Consider the following 16,817-nt stretch of genomic DNA (forward strand, 5'->3'; position numbering starts at 1 on the left):
ATGACCACCTCGGTGCGCGAGCTCGACGTCACAGCGGTTCGGGCCGACTTCCCGATCCTGGCGCGAACCGTGCGCGACGGAAAACCTTTGGTGTACTTGGATTCCGGCGCTACCTCACAGCGTCCGGTCCAGGTTCTCGATGCCGAACGGGACTTCCTGACCACGTGTAACGCGGCAGTACACCGGGGTGCTCATCAGCTCGCAGAAGAGGCGACTGACGCGTACGAGAATGCTCGCGCCACCATCGCTTCCTTCGTGGGTGCGGATTCGGACGAGTTGGTGTTCACCAAGAACGCCACCGAGGCTCTCAATCTGGTGACCTACGTTCTCGGTGACGATCGCTTCGACCGCCATGTCGGTCCTGGCGACGAAATCGTCATCACCGAACTCGAACACCACGCCAACCTCGTTCCCTGGCAGGAACTTGCGCGCCGAACCGGTGCGACGCTCAAGTGGTACGGCGTCACCGACGACGGCCGGATCGATCTTGATTCGCTGGAGCTGACGGACGCGGTGAAGGTCGTTTCGTTCACCCACCAGTCCAACGTGACCGGCGCGATCGCGCCCGTCGAGGAATTGGTGCGACGAGCACGCGCCGTCGGTGCGCTCGTCGTGCTCGACGCGTGCCAGTCGGTGCCTCACATGGCGGTCGACTTCCACGAACTGGGAGTGGACTACGCGGCGTTCTCCGGTCACAAGATGCTCGGCCCTTCGGGGGTCGGAGTTCTCTACGGCCGTCGTGAACTGCTGGCAGCGATGCCTCCGTTCATCACCGGTGGCTCGATGATCGAGACGGTCACCATGGAGGTCAGCACTTACGCGCCACCGCCTCAGCGTTTCGAAGCCGGCGTACCGATGACCTCACAGGTGGTCGGGTTGGGCGCTGCCGTGGATTACCTGAACACCTTCGGGATGGACGCAGTCGCCGCGCACGAGCACGTGTTGGTGGAGGCTGCTCTCGAAAAGTTGTCGGCGATCGAAGGTCTGCGCATCATCGGACCGCAGACGTCCGAGAACCGCGGCGGAGCGATTTCCTTTGTCGTGGACGGTATTCACGCCCACGACCTCGGACAGATCCTCGACGACGAGGGCGTCGCGATTCGCGTCGGACACCATTGTGCGTGGCCGCTGCATCGTAAGTTCGGTGTCGCTGCGACGGCCCGTGCGTCGTTTGCGCTCTACAACACCACCGCGGAAATCGATGTTCTCGTTGCCGCGATCAAGCGTGCGCAGGAATTTTTCGGTGTCGCAGGGGAGTTGAACTGAATCATGCGCATGGAGCAGATGTATCAGGAAGTGATCCTCGATCACTACAAACATCCGCACGGCCGCGGACTCCGTGAGCCGTTCGGCGCCGAGGTGCACCACGTCAACCCGACGTGTGGCGACGAGGTGACGTTGCGCGTCCAGATATCCGAGGACGGAACGGTCTCCGACGTCTCGTACGACGGTCAGGGTTGTTCGATCAGCCAGGCGTCGACGTCGGTGCTCAACGACCTCGTCATCGGGATGCAGGTCACCGACGCACTGAAGACGGTGACGGCGTTCAACGAGATGGTGAGCAGTCGGGGCACCGTCGAGGGGGACGAGGACGTTCTCGGCGACGGCATCGCGTTCGTCGGTGTCTCGAAGTACCCGGCACGCGTGAAGTGCGCCTTGCTCGGATGGATGGCATTCAAGGATGCTGTAGTCCAGATTGTCGACGGCAGTGCTGTGACGACGGCGGACAGCAGCAGTGAATTGGTCGACACGACTGAAGGACAGGGATCATGACCGAGACACAACCAGTGCAGGACGCCGAGGTCGGCGCTCCGGTGAATCCGAATCCCGATTCCACTGCGGAATTCGGTGGCGCACAGGGCAGTGGCACTGTCCCGTCGCCTGAGCGACTCGACGAACTCGAAGAAGCGATGCGCGACGTCGTCGATCCCGAACTGGGAATCAACGTCGTCGATCTCGGCTTGGTCTACGGACTCTTCGAAGACGACGGTGTCGTCACGATCGACATGACTTTGACGTCGGCGGCGTGCCCGTTGACCGACGTGATCGAGGACCAGGCACGCGGCGCACTTGTGCGTAGCGATCTGTGTACCGACATGAAGATCAACTGGGTGTGGTTGCCGCCGTGGGGACCGGACAAGATCACCGAAGACGGACGCGAGCAACTTCGCGCACTCGGCTTCACGGTCTGACAAGCAACCTCGGCACGATCAACTGAATACATTTCACCGGAGCGTCGGTGCCCGTTCGTCGGGTACCGGCGCTTCGGTTTGTTATATAGGGCCGTTTTAGCCATGATATTCAGGACAATAGTCCCAAATGGTTGTTTGATGAATATTTGCTGGAAGCTGACTGATCGGTAACATCGCAGCTGATTGTCACGATGTGATCTCCGGCGGGCGATTTGCCAGTTTCCACCCGAGCTTTCCAAAGTATTCGTCTCATTTTCGAAGTGCCCCGATCAGTTCGAAGCGTCCAGCGGACGCATATACCTGTTTGCATCATGATCAAGTTGTAAGAGGGAGATTCGTGTGGATGGCAGTCCCGACCGAGGAATCGTTTCCGCAGCTCGTCCGGACGACGAACTCACCTTCCCTCTTTCTGCCGCGCAACTTTCCCTGCTTGTCGCACAACAGCTTCGACCCGAGATTCCCGTCAGCATCGCTCAGTACGTGGACGTGGACGGCCCACTCGACATCGAGCTGCTGACCGCTGCCAGCAAACAGACCGGCCGTGAGATCGGCTCCGGATATCTGCGCCTGGTCGAGGTGGACGGGGTTGCGCGTCAGTGGCTCGATCTCGACATGGACGACTCCCTCGACGTGGTCGATCTTCGCGCCGAATCGGATCCGGAATCTGCAGCGCAGGAATGGATGCGCAGAGAGCACACTGCTGCCATCGATCCGTTCACCGATCGCCTGGTCAGGCTGGCAGTCCTGGTGCTTCGCGACGACCATTACTACTGGTACAGCCGTATTCATCATGTGGCGCTCGACGGTTTCGGCGCGATGTCGATGATGAACCGCACAGCCGAGATCTACACCGCTGTGGTGCGCGATCTGCCAGTTCCCCCAGCGGTAACTGCCCCCCTCCAATCGTTGGTGAAGGCAGAGGCCGACTATCTGGGCTCCACGCGGTGGGAGCGCGATCGCGACTACTGGAACACCAAGATGGCCGACAAACCGGGCGGAACCTCGCTCGCGTCCTCGACTGCTCCGTCGCAGGCATGGTCTCGCCTACGGTCGGCGACGGTACCTACGGAACTGCGGAGCTCCCTCGAACGGCTGGCCGCCGCCCACGATGTGACGACGTCGTCAGTGGTGATCGGTGCTCTGGCGGCTTACCTCGCCCGGGCCACCGGGACCCGCGACGTGGTCCTCAGCCTGCCGGTCTCGGGGCGGACGACGAAAGCTGCTCGCAGGTCCGGCGGAATGATGTCGAACGTCGTCCCGATACGTGCGAGCGTCGATCCGCATTTCGCGGTCGGGGACTTGCTGCACGAGGTGAAGATCGAACTCACCGGCGCACTGCGTCATCAGAAATACCGCCACGAGGACCTACGACGCGACCTCAACGCCGGTGATCACAGCATCGCCGACGGACGAGGCTTCCACGGGCCGTTGATCAACCTCATGCTGTTCCATTCCGGAATCACTCTCGGGGACGCGCACGGCGAACTGAACGTGATCTCGACCGGGCCGATCGAAGACCTCTCCGTCAACGTCTATCAGACTTCCGCAGCCGAAGAGATCCAGATCGACTTCGCCGCGAATCCAGACCTGTACACCAACGAGGACATCTCGCGTCACCACCGGCGTTTCCTCGAGTTCCTCGACTTGTTCTGCGCTGCGGAATCGGGAACTCGATTGATGGATATCGACCCCGACGCCGCGGGTAAATGGATCGCCGAAGTTCAACACGCCCGCAACGTCGAGTACTGGTCTGCGACCTTGTCGAACCCCGCCGAGGAACTGGGTTTGCCGGTCGTCGCCGGATCCGGTCGAACGTCCACGCCCCTCGAGATCGAGGCAGGCCTCTGCCGGAGCCTCGAGACGATGGCGACGACGATGAACACGAGTCTGTTCGTGCTGTTCCAGTCTGCGATGGCCGGACTGCTGCGCCGCGTCGGTTCGGCCGACGAGGTGTCGATCGGCGTCTCGGTCCGAGGGTACGGCGCCTCCAATCCGGACGATTTCGTCTCGATGTTCGCCAACCAGTTGGTGCTTCGCTCGACGGTGTCGAACACCATGACGCTCACCGACCTGGTCGGTGCGGTGGACACCGTCGCAATCGAAGCTCTCGAACACGCAGACATTCTTCTGTCTTCGGTGACCGCCGCACTCGGTGACGGCCGCTGGGTCGAGACGGGCCCGTTGTTCCGGGCGATGGTCTGTTTCGAGGAGCCGCTGGATGCTCACCCGAGATTTCCGGGGCTCATGGTCGGTGCGCCTATCGGATCGGATCTGGCCACCGTGCCGGAACTGTTTGTCTCCCTGGCGATTCCGACTGGTGAGCATGCCGATTTCGATCAGCCGATCTCCGGTGTTCTGGATTGGCTCGGCACGAAGGAGCAAGCCGAGGACCTCGCCGACCGTTATCTACGAATCTTGACCGCGATGGTCGGTACTCCGCACTCGGCGCTCGGCTCAGTGGATCTACTGCGCCCGGAGGCGCGCCAGGCGCTGGTGCCGCCCGTTCTGCCGATTACCCCGGTCCGAACGCTCTCCGAGATCCTTTCCGACCGCATTCGGGCGACCCCGGAAGCGATCGCCGTTGTCGCGGGCAGCGAGCGCGTGTCGTACCGCGAACTCGATCGACGATCGAATCAGTTGGCGCGCAAGCTCGTCGATCATGGCGTGCGATCCGAGTCGTTGGTCGGAATCATGCTGCCGAAATCCGTGGACATGATCGTTGCCGCTGTCGCGGTAGTGAAGGCCGGCGGCGGATACCTCCCACTCGATCGTGCGCACCCCGCCGAGCGTTTGGCATACGTGGTCGAGGATGCGCAACCGGTGTGCGTCATCTCCGATTCCACTTTCCCGAACTCCGCCTTCCCGAACTCTGACGTGGTGGTCGTCGGGGTCGAATCCGACGAATACTCCGGTGAGAGTCTGGAAACCGATGAGCGCCCGCGCGGACACGGAGCCGACAATCTGGCGTACGTGATCTACACCTCGGGGTCGACGGGCCGACCCAAAGGTGTCTCCGTCACCCACGCCACTGTGGTGCGATTGTTCGAGAACACGCACGTCGAATTCGGATTCGACGGCAACGACGTGTGGACGATGTTCCACTCGTTCGCCTTCGACTTCTCGGTCTGGGAACTGTGGGGCGCGCTGCTCCACGGCGGAACGCTGGTCCTGGTCGATCACGAGGTATCACGCGACCCTGACGCCTTCCGGGCGCTGGTCGCCGCAGAAGGCGTCACCGTGCTCAATCAGACGCCCTCGGCCTTCTACCAGTACATCGAAGCCGACCTTCGGGCCGATTCGGAGACCCGGCTCCGGTACGTGATCTTCGGTGGCGAAGCCTTGGACCTGCGTCGACTCGGGCGCTGGTACGACAATCACCCGGGGTACGAAAGTCACACGGAATCCGCGCCTGCACTCGTCAACATGTACGGCATCACCGAGACGACGGTGCACGTCACCCATCTCGAACTCGACCGGGCGAGCGCGAGTGCGCTGACCGGCAGCCGGATCGGTGACGCGATCGACGGACTTCGTGTGTACCTGCTCGACGAGCATCTCTCCCCGGTCCCGGTGGGGATCGCGGGGGAGATCTATGTCGCGGGCGGTCAACTCGCCCGTGGCTATCTGGGCCGTCCAGACCTCACCGCGGGCCGGTTCGTTGCCGATCCTTTCAATGCCGGCGGACGACGGTTGTACCGGTCCGGCGACCGCGCACGATGGATTGCGCCCGGACAACTCGAGTACCTCGGACGCGGCGACGCGCAGGTCAAGATCCGCGGATTCCGGATCGAACTCGGCGAAATCGACTCCGTCATCCTCAGCGCGCCGGGAATCGACGATGCCGTGACCGTCGTGGCTCCGACGCCGGCGGGCGGCGCTCTCGTGACCTATGTGACCGCTTCCGACGTCGTGGACGCCGACGCCCTCCGAGCTCACGCCGCCGAAGCCCTCCCGACCTACATGGTTCCCGATGCCTTCATGGTCCTCGATTCGATTCCGTTGACCACCAACGGAAAACTGGACCGGCGTGCGCTGCCTTCGCCTATCCTGGCCTCCACCAAGGTCTTCCGACCCCCGACGACCCCGACCGAGGGCAAGGTTGCGGCGGTTCTGGCTGACATCCTGAGTAGTGGACCGCTCGGACTCGACGATAATTTCTTCCATCTGGGCGGAAACTCGCTGGTAGCGACGACGGCGGTAGCGCGCTTGACCGAAGCCACCGGGGTTAAAATGCCGCTGCGTGCACTCTTCGACCATCCCACGGTGTCTGGGATCGCGGCGACGATCGAGCGTGCGGCACAGACCCCGGACGCCGACGGTATTCAGGTCGTGGCCCGGCCGGCTGTACTGCCTCTCGCTCCCGCGCAGCAGCGACTGTGGTTCCTGAACCGCGTGGCACCGGAATCAGGTGCGTACAACATTCCACTGGCGGTGTCGTTGCGCGGCGCCGTCGATCCCGACGCACTCAGTGCCGCGATCGTGGACGTCGTGACACGTCACGAGTCACTACGCACCGTGTTTCCTCAGGTCGGTGACAACGCGACGCAGAAGGTTCTGGGCCTGGGCGAGGGGATCGCAGGGCTCGAGTCGATCGACGTGGAACGCGGAAGCCTCGAGAGAGTGATCTTCGAATTCTCTTCGGCCGGTTTCGATCTGGTCCGCGAACGTCCGGTGCGCTACCTGCTGATCACTGTCGCCGCCGAGAAGGAAGGCGATGAGGAGGAAGCTGTCCTCGTAGTGGTTCTGCATCACATGGTGGCCGACGGTTGGTCACTCGCCCCGTTGGCTGCTGATCTCACCGGCGCTTACGCCGCTCGCGTCGGCGGCAACAGCCCGCAGTGGGCACCGCTTCCAGTGCAGTACGCCGACTACACGCTCTGGCACCGAGAACACCTCGGGGACACGGCATCCACCGAATCGCTTGCCCACTCACAGATCACGTTCTGGAAGCGGCAGCTGGCAGGAGCACCCGAGCAGCTCCACCTGCCGACGGACCGTCCGCGCGCACTCGACCCGACCATGCGCGGAGCCGGAGTCGACATCAGAATCGGCGCTTCCACGCATCAGAAGCTCGTTGTACTCGCCGCCGATCACGACGCCACGCCGTTCATCGCCCTGCACGCGTGCTTCGCCCTGCTTCTGGCCAGGTACAGCGGCACGGACGACATCGTCATCGGAACACCGGTGGCCGGGCGAGGGGACAGATCTCTCGATCTGCTCGTCGGCATGTTCGTCAACACTCTTGCCCTGCGGACCGTCGTCGATCGGGACGTAACGTTTGCCGCACACCTGTCACAGGTCAGGGCCGTCGACGTGGATGCCTTCGACAATGCGGACGTGCCTTTCGACGTCGTCGTGGACGCGCTCGAACTGGACCGCTCGCCTGCGCACCACCCGGTCTTTCAAGCGGCCATCACCTCGCGGATAGCCACCACCCACACTGCCGAACTGGCCGGGGTGTCGATGACGGCGCGGGCAGTCGAGACGGGGCTGACCAAGTTCGACCTCGAGCTCACCGTCACCGAACGTCACGAGTCCGGGACCGCAGCTGGAATCGATGCCACGTTCACCTATTCCACCGACCTGTTCGACAACGCGACCGTCGAATCCTTGGCGCGAAACTTCGTGACCCTCGTGGAATCGGCAGTGTCGGAACCGACTGCACCGGTTGGTGATCTTCGTGTACTCGGATCCCGGGAGAGTGCCACGATATTGCCGCGGCGCGGCGTGGCTTCGGTGGGCGAATCGACGCTGGCGCAGATCCTCGGGGATACCGCGAGGACGTATCCCGACGCGATCGCCCTCGAAGACTCCGAGCGCTCACTCTCGTACGGGGAGCTGGAGCGTCGATCGAATCGGATCGCTCGATACCTCATGGACCTGGGAGTCGGCCCCGAGACACCGGTCGCACTGGCCGTCGCCCGATCGGTCGACTCCGTGCTCGCAGTCTGGTCGGTCACCAAAGCCGGTGGCGTTTTCGTCCCGGTCGATCCCCGTTATCCCGCAGATCGAGTTGCGCACATGCTCGAGGATTCGGGTGTGCGGATCGGAATTCGGTCCGCCGAGGTTGCGGCTGGTCCGGCAGTCGGTGGGAACGTCGCAGTCTGGATCGACCTCGGCGACGCGGACACGGTTGCAGAATGTGCCGCCTACTCCGACGCTGCCATCGACGACGCTGACAGAACAGCGTCGATCACTGCGGCGTCGGCTGCGTACGTCATCTACACGTCCGGCTCGACCGGAGTGCCGAAGGGCACCGTCGTCACTCACGCGGGTTTGGCCAATCTTGCTCGCGAACAACAGGATCGGTACCGGATCACCGCCGGGTCGCGAACTCTGCATTTTGCGTCACCGAGCTTCGACGGCGCCGTACTCGAGCTACTGCTCGCCGGTTCGACCGGCGCGACGATGGTGATCGCCCCTCCCGACATCTACGGAGGGGAGGCGTTGAGCGAGTTCCTCCGAAGCCGCGAGGTCACTCATGCCTTCATCACTCCGGCTGCGCTGGCGACCGTCGATCCGGCGGGCGTGACGTCACTGGAATGCGTAGTCGTCGGCGGCGACGTGTGCACGCCGGAATTGGTCTCGAGCTGGGGCAACGGGCGCAGACTGCACAACGGATACGGTCCGACCGAAACCACTGTCATGGTTGCCATCAGTGACCCACTCTCACCGGGGGAGCCGATCACCATCGGCGGTCCCATCCGCGGAATCGACGCCGTGGTGCTCGACTCTCGGCTGCAACCGGTCCCGATCGGCGGCGTCGGCGAGCTGTACATCGGTGGGCCGGGCCTTGCACGTGGTTACCACCTTCGTCCCGCGCTGACGTCGGATCGGTTTGTCGCGCATCCGTACTCGACGCCCGGTGCCCGGATGTACCGAACCGGTGACCTGGTCCGCTGGACCAAGGACCTGACCCTTCGCTACGTGGGCCGCAGCGATCATCAGCTCAAGATCCGCGGGTTCCGCATCGAACTCGGCGAGATCGACGCTGCTCTGATGGATTCCCCTCTCGTCCAGTTCGCCACGACGATTCCCGTCGAATCCGCCGCGGGTACCAGTCTGGCGTCGTACGTGTTGCTGAGCGGCGACGCTGATATCGAGTCGCTGTTCGTGGGACTCGCCGACACGCTGCCGCGGTACATGATTCCGTCGTCGATCACCCCGATCGACGCCATTCCGTTGACTCCGGTCGGCAAACTCGATCGCAGAGCGTTGCCGACGCCGATACCGCGCGAAATCCTCGGAACGGGCCGTGAACCCGAGGCCGGACTCGAACGAACCGTTGCCGACGTGTTCGCTTCACTGCTCGACGTGCCCGAGGTCCGGGCCGGAGACAGCTTCTTCGATCTCGGGGGCAACTCGCTCGTCGCGACGCAGGTGTCCGCGCGGTTGAGCGCAGCGACGGGACTCACGGTGGACGTTCGCTCGATCTTCGAAGCGCCGACCGTCGAAGCGCTCGCTGCACGTCTGGCGGCGAGCGCCGAAGAATCAGACGATCGACCTGCCCTGAGCGCCGGCGCTCGGCCGGACCGCCTACCGCTCTCCGCCGCGCAACAGCGCCTGTGGTTCGTCAATCGCTTCGACCCCCAGTCCGCGGTCTACAACATTCCGTTCGCGATCCGCATCACCGGAGACATCCACGGCGATGCACTCGAGGAGGCGCTTGCGGACGTCATTGCACGCCATGAGGTGCTTCGAACGATCTACGTCGACAGCGCCGACGGCCCGAGCCAGGTCATCCGAGCGCTCTCCGACGTGCAGTTCTCCGTCGAGCGCTACTGCGGATCCGAAGGTGTGGACGCGGCGACGACGGAGTTCGCGGCGCGTGGGTTCGATCTCGGTTCGGATCTGCCGATTCGGGCCATGCTGGTGCGCGAGGACGCCGGCGCTCACGTACTGGTCGTCGTCATCCACCACATCGCCTTCGACGGCTGGTCCCTGACTCCCTTTGCGACAGATTTCGTCGCGGCGTACTCCGCACGCGTCGTTGGAGACGCCCCGGTTTTCACACCGCTCGACGTGCAGTACGCCGACTACGCGGTGTGGCAGCAAGACTCGCTCGGACAGGTCGGCGACCAGGAGTCTCTGGTTGCCCGCGAACTGACCTTCTGGACCACTGCCATGGCTGGTGCCCCGGACGAGGTACTGCTACCGGTCGATCGCCCACGCGGATCTGTCTCCACGACCGCCGTCGGATCGGTGCCGATCGTCATCGACGCGGCGACCGGGGAGCGTCTCGCCGCCGTGGCGAGGCGCAGTGGCTCGACGCAGTTCATGGTCGTACACGCGATCCTGGCGGTTGTTCTCGCGCGTCTCGGTGCAACCGACGACGTGGTGGTCGGCACCCCGGTGGCAGGCCGCGGGCGACCCGAGCTGGATTCCCTGATCGGGATGTTCGTCAATTCGGTACCGCTTCGGACGCCGGTCGATCACCGAGCGTCGTTCACCTCCCTGCTCGAGGTCGTCCGTGAACGCGACCTTGCCGCCTTCGCGCACCCCGAGCTGCCCTTCGAGGTGCTGGTCGACGCCCTCGATCTCGACCGGTCCACTACGCGACACCCCCTGTTTCAGGTCATGCTGTCGTACCACCAGAATGTGGTCTCGCCGCAGGTCACGGTCCACGACGCGCATCTCGAAGCGCAAGCACTCGAACCGTCCGTCGCGAAGTTCGACCTCGAGTTCACCCTGCTGGCAGGCGATTCCGAGAAGACCGAGATCACCGGGTCGCTCAGGTTCGCCGAGGCGCTCTTCGACATTGCCACCGCGGAAACGATCGCCGCGCGTGTGCAGTCGGTGGCCCGCGCCGTCGCCGCAGATCCGGACGCCGCGATCGACGACCTAGATTTCCTCAGCACCCTCGAGCGGGCGTCGCTGATGCCGGTTCGCGGTCCGGCGTGGACCAGTTCGCGCACCTTGGCCGAAATATTGACGCGGACCGCCACCCGTTCAGGCGATTCGGTGGCCCTTCGATCCGGTGACACCACCGTGCTCTACCGAGATCTCTTCGCCCGTGCATCGGCGCTTGCCCGCCGTCTGACCACGGAAGGGATCGGTGCCGAAGACATTGTGGCGATCGCGATTCCGCGCTCGATCGACTCGATCGTCGCCTTGTGGGGCGTTTCCTTGACCGGCGCCGCGTTTGTTCCGGTCGATCCGCGATACCCCGCCGATCGCATTCTGCACATGCTCACCGACTCCGGAGCCACTCGCGGAGTGACGACGGAAGCGGTGATCGAATCACTGCCCCGCCCGGTTCCGTGGATGACAATGGACGACATCCACGGCGACGGTGTCGGGCAGCCGGTTCCGGCCGCGCCTATCCGAATCGACAACCTCGCCTACATCATCTACACCTCCGGATCGACGGGAAAGCCCAAGGGCGTCAGCATCACTCATCGTGGCCTGAGCGCGTTGGCGGCCGAGCAGACGGCGCGTTACGGCATCTCGGCGCAGTCGCGGACGCTGCACTTCTCCTCACCGAGCTTCGACGCATCCATCCTCGAACTGCTGCTCGCAGTCGGTGAAGGCGCGACGATGGTGATCGCCTCTCCCGACGTCTACGGCGGCCAGGACCTAGCCGAATTGGTCACCGATCACCAGGTGACCCACGCGTTCATCACACCGGCAGCGCTGGCCTCGGTCGATCCCACCGGGCTGGACGTCCTGCAGTCGATCGTTGTCGGTGGCGAGGCATGCCCACCCGAACTGGTCCGCAAGTGGGCACCGGGTCGCCGATTGTTCAACGGCTACGGGCCGACGGAAACCACCGTCATGGTCAGCATCAGTGATGCCTTGAGCGTGGGGGAGACCGTGACCATCGGCGGGCCCGTCCGCGGCGTGTCCGCGGTAATTCTCGACGGCTCGGCTCAGCCGGTACCCGTCGGGGTCACCGGTGAGCTCTACATCGCCGGCCTGGGACTTGCCCGCGGCTACCTCGACAAACCCGCCTTGACGGCGACGCGATTCGTGGCAGCGCCGTTCGGCCCGGCCGGCACCCGCATGTACCGGACCGGTGACCTGGTTCGGTGGACGCCGCTCGGGACGATCGAATACGTCGGACGCTCCGATCACCAGGTGAAAGTGCGCGGATTCCGCATCGAACTGGGCGAGATCGACTCCGTCCTCAGCACTTACCCCGGCGTCGAGTTCGCGGTCACCGTGGGCGTCGACGCAGCTTCCGGTGAGACGATGTTGGCGTCGTACGTAGTGCTCGGTGCCGATGCGGTCGAGATGGACGAGTTGCTGAGCCATGCGCGCCGCTCACTGCCCGCCTTCATGGTGCCGTCGGCGATCACCCCGATCGATCACGTACCGCTGACCCCCGTCGGGAAGCTCGACCGATCGGCATTGCCGGCGCCGACACTGCGTTCGTCCGAGCGAAGTGTCGAGCCGCTGACGACCGCGACCGAACTCCAGGTTGCCGGCGTCGTGGCGGAACTGCTGGGTATCGAACAGATCAGTGCGTCGGACAGTTTCTTCGAACTCGGTGGCAACTCACTGCTCGCCACCAGACTGGCCCAGCGACTCGGCGAGTCGTTGGGCAGGCAGGTGCCTGTCCGAATGCTGTTCGAGCACCCCGGAATTCGGGAACTTGCCACCATACTCGACACATCCGCCGGGGCGAAGGCGCTTCCACCGATCACCGCCGTAGACCGCCCCGAGCGAATTCCGCTGTCCTACGCGCAAGCACGCATCTGGTTCCTCAACCAGATGGATCCCGGCTCACCCGCGTACAACGTCCCTGCTGCGATCTCCCTCGACGGTGCACTCGACGTGCCGGCCCTCGAAGCTGCTGTCCTCGACGTGATCGAAAGACACGAAATCCTGCGCACAGTGTTCCCCGACTCCGACTCCGGCCCGCACCAGGTGATCCAGGATGCATTTACCTCGTTGGAATACGGAACTGCGGACACCCGTGAACCGAAAGAGCTAGCCAGAGAATTCGCGTCGCGCGGATTCGACATCACGACCCAAGCTCCCGTTCGCGCGCTCCTGCTCGAATCGACGCCGCAGCACCACACACTTGTCATCGTGATCCACCACATCGCGGCGGACGGATGGTCGATCGCGCCGTTGATGAAGGATGTGCTCACCGCCTACGTCGCGAGAAGTTCGGGACACGCTCCCGAGTTCACCGCGCTCGAGGTGCATTACGCGGACTTCGCGATCTGGCAGCGGGAAGCGCTGGGCGCGGTGAACGAATCCGCGAGCGTGCTCGGGGCACAGGCGTCGTATTGGCGGGAGACGTTGCGGGGCGCACCTGAATTGATCGACCTTCCGAGCGATCGAGCGCGTCCGCTCACCCAGTCGTTGAGCGGTGCCCACACCGCGGTCTCGCTTCCGGCGCACACCCGGATCGCGGTCGAGGCGGTTGCCGGAGCCAATGCGGCGACGCCGTTCATGGTGCTGCACGCTGCCTATGCCGTCCTGCTGTCCAGGCTGAGTCGAAGCACCGACATCGTGATCGGATCTCCGGTCGCCGGGCGAGGACACCGAGTTCTCGACGACCTCGTGGGAATGTTCGTGGGCACGGTCGGACTGCGCACGACGGTCGATCCCGGGTCGACGTTCGTCGACGTTCTGCGTACTGTCCGCTCCGTCGATCTCGACGCCTTCGCCCACGCGGACATTCCGTTCGAGCAGGTCGTGGACGTGGTGGCGCCGACCCGGAGCACCGACCGTCATCCGGTGTTCCAGACGATGATCTCGTTCCACGGCGCCCACCCGACGACGTGGGACCTGCCTGGACTTGCCGTTCGTGCCCACGAGATCACACCGGACATCGCCAAGTACGACCTGCAGTTCACCGTTGTCGAACAGACCGCGGAGGAAGGCGGCGGCTACGAGGCCTCCCTCACCTACGCGAAGGATCTCTTCGACACCGATACGGCGGAGTCGTTTGCAGTGATGCTGGAAACGATCGTCGAGACACTGACTGCCCAGCCCTCCGCCGTCGTCGGTGACGTGGATCTTGCGGGACGTCGCCTGCGTGCGTTGCCCGGACGTCCGGCCGGCGATGCTTTGACCTTGCCGGAGTTGCTGCTTCGCGGCGCTGCCGATCCGCACGCTCCGGCAATCGTCGACGTCGCCACATCCGTCACGCTCACGTACGGCGAACTCGACCGACGCTCCGACGCTATGGCGTTTGCGTTGATCGCTCGCGGAATAGCGCCGGAAATGATGGTGGCACTGGCGCTTCCGAGGTCGGCCGACTATGTGATCGCGCTCTGGGCCGTAGCGAAAGCCGGCGGAGTGTTTCTTCCCGTGGATCCGGCGTACCCCGCCGAGCGGATCGAGCACATGCTCACCGACAGTGGAGCGGTACTCGGTATCACCAGGGGCGAGTATGCGGCCGACCTTCCTGGCGTCACATCGTGGATCGAGTTGGATGCGATCGAATTCACCACCGAAATCGAGGCAGTCCATTCCGAGACACTGCCGGACGCGCCACTCGAGTTCGACAACCCGGCCTACTTGATCTACACCTCGGGCTCGACAGGAAAACCCAAGGGCGTGTTGGTCACTCACGCGGGACTGGCAGCGTTTGCCGACGAACAGCGGGAGCGTTTCGGCGTCACCGCGCACTCTCGCGCTCTGAGCTTCGCCTCGACGAGCTTCGACGCGTCGGTTCTCGAGCTCCTTCTGGCTTTCGGCGCCGGCGCAACGATGGTGATAGCGCCTCCGACAGTTCTCGGCGGTGTCGAATTGCACGAACTGCTCGACGAGCAGACGATCACCCATGCTTTCGTGACTCCAGCCGCCTTGGCGACTGTCGATCCCGCCGGGCTCGACCATCTCGAAGCCGTCGTCGTCGGCGGCGACGCCTGTTCCGCCGACCTCGTATCTCGGTGGGCACCGGGGCGCCGAATGTTCAACGCGTACGGCCCGACCGAGGCCACCGTCGCCGTCACCATCAGTGATTCGCTGGTCGCGGGGGAGCCTGTGACGATCGGCGGCCCGATCCGCGGCGTGGACGCGATGATTCTCGATTCCCGACTGCACTCGGTTCCCGGCCAGGTCGTCGGTGAGCTCTACGTCAGCGGCGACGGTCTCGCCCGCGGGTACCTCGGCAACCCCGCACTCACAGCCGGGCGCTTCGTCGCCGACCCGCATGGACCCGAAGGCGCTCGGATGTACCGCACCGGGGATCTTGTGCGCGAAGATCGCTCAGGGGCACTGATCTACCTCGGACGCGCAGACCACCAGGTCAAGATCCGAGGGTTCCGAATCGAACTCGGAGAAATCGACGCGGTGCTGGCAGCGGAAGCGTCCGTGCATTCGGCTGTCAGCGTCGTCGTCGGGGAGGGCGTCGACGCTCGGATCGTCGCGTACGTCGTCCCGGCACATGCGGAATTCGACGCCGCCGCGCTGCGCCGTCACGCAGGTATATCGCTGCCTGCGCACATGATCCCGTCCGCTGTTGTCGTGATCGGCGCAGTCCCGACCACACCGGCGGGCAAGCTCGATCGCAGCGCTCTGCCTGCTCCCAACTGGGAGTCGCCGAGTGGACGCAGTCCGGAAGGCAGCGACGAGATCGCGATCTGCGCTGCTTTCGCGGAGGTACTCGATCTGGCCGACGTAGACACGTACGCCGATTCGAGTTTCTTCGAACTCGGCGGCAACTCACTCATGGCAACGCGTTTGGTCGCTGCCATCAAAGAACGCACCAGCATGACCGTCCCCGTCGCGTGGATATTCTCCGACCCGACTCCGGAGGCATTGGCGCGCAGACTCTTCGAACTCGAGGCAACAGTTGTGACAAGTGACGCGGATACCTCCGCACTTGCGGTAGTCCTGCCACTACGTCCGGAAGGCCGCGCCGAGCCACTGTTCTGCATCCATCCGGCCATTGGATTGGCCTGGTGCTACGGAGCGCTCGATCGCTACGTCGACTCCAGCCGGCCGCTCTACGGCCTGCAGTCGCCGGTCCTGACGGACTCCGAATTTCGGGCGGAGCTGATCGAGGACTTCGCGGCGCGGTACGTCGAGGAAATTCGCGGAGTTCAGCCGCACGGTCCGTATCACCTGCTGGGGTGGTCGATCGGCGGATTGATCGCTCACGCGGCGGCGGTGCAGTTGCAAGCCGCGGGTGAGAGCGTCGCCGACCTGATTCTGCTCGACAGCTTCGTTCTCGAAGACCCGACGATGGCGGGCGCGCAGCCTTCTCTCGCCGAACTGATCGGCGGGTTGGGGATCTCGGTCTCGGACACCGGCGTGCGTGATCTGACACCCGAGGACGCCGAAGCGCTCTTGCGCGAAGCCATCGGCGATCACCCCTTGGTCTCGAGCGATCGGATCGAGCGACTGTTCGAGGAATACTCCGCAGGCGCCGAACTGGCTCACCGATACCGCCCGGGCAAGTTCGTGGGCGATCTGCTGTTCTTCTCGGCACACGCCGACACCTTCGACCCGCTGCGAACCGCGTCGGCGTGGCGACCGTTCGTCTCCGGGGTGATCATCGACCGTCCGGTGCCCACGTCACACGCCGAAATGTTCACCGAGGCAGGTCTGGAGGCGATCGGACCCGTGATCAACCTTGCGGTCGGAACGGGTCGTCACGCGGCTCCGGACGTCGACGCAGAGTTGGACGCTCTGATCGAGATCCAAGACGTGCGCGGCTGA

At 64.1% G+C, this 16,817-nt stretch carries 4 protein-coding genes; all 4 read left to right on the forward strand.

Annotated features, from left to right (window positions below; translation table 11 throughout):
• The 4 genes from M0639_RS14300 to M0639_RS14315 all read left to right on the forward strand — a co-directional run bounded on the left by M0639_RS14300 (position 1) and on the right by M0639_RS14315 (position 16,817).
• On the forward strand, positions 1-1,266 hold the full coding sequence (locus M0639_RS14300) for a cysteine desulfurase (RefSeq protein ID WP_003944865.1): 1,266 nt from the start codon (positions 1-3) through the stop codon (positions 1,264-1,266).
• 3 nt (positions 1,267-1,269) lie between these two features.
• Complete coding sequence (gene sufU, locus M0639_RS14305; protein ID WP_003944894.1) at positions 1,270-1,773, forward strand: Fe-S cluster assembly sulfur transfer protein SufU; 504 nt, start codon at positions 1,270-1,272, stop codon at positions 1,771-1,773.
• Entirely contained in the window at positions 1,770-2,192 is a 423-nt protein-coding gene (locus tag M0639_RS14310) for a metal-sulfur cluster assembly factor (protein ID WP_003944963.1), read from the forward strand. Before sufU ends, M0639_RS14310 begins: the two co-directional genes overlap by 4 nt.
• Positions 2,193-2,531: 339 nt before the next feature.
• Positions 2,532-16,817, forward strand: coding sequence for a non-ribosomal peptide synthetase (locus tag M0639_RS14315; protein WP_064075317.1), 14,286 nt, complete (start codon positions 2,532-2,534; stop codon positions 16,815-16,817).

The sequence above is a fragment of the Rhodococcus qingshengii JCM 15477 genome, assembly GCF_023221595.1.
GTDB classification, from domain to species: domain Bacteria; phylum Actinomycetota; class Actinomycetes; order Mycobacteriales; family Mycobacteriaceae; genus Rhodococcus_F; species Rhodococcus_F qingshengii.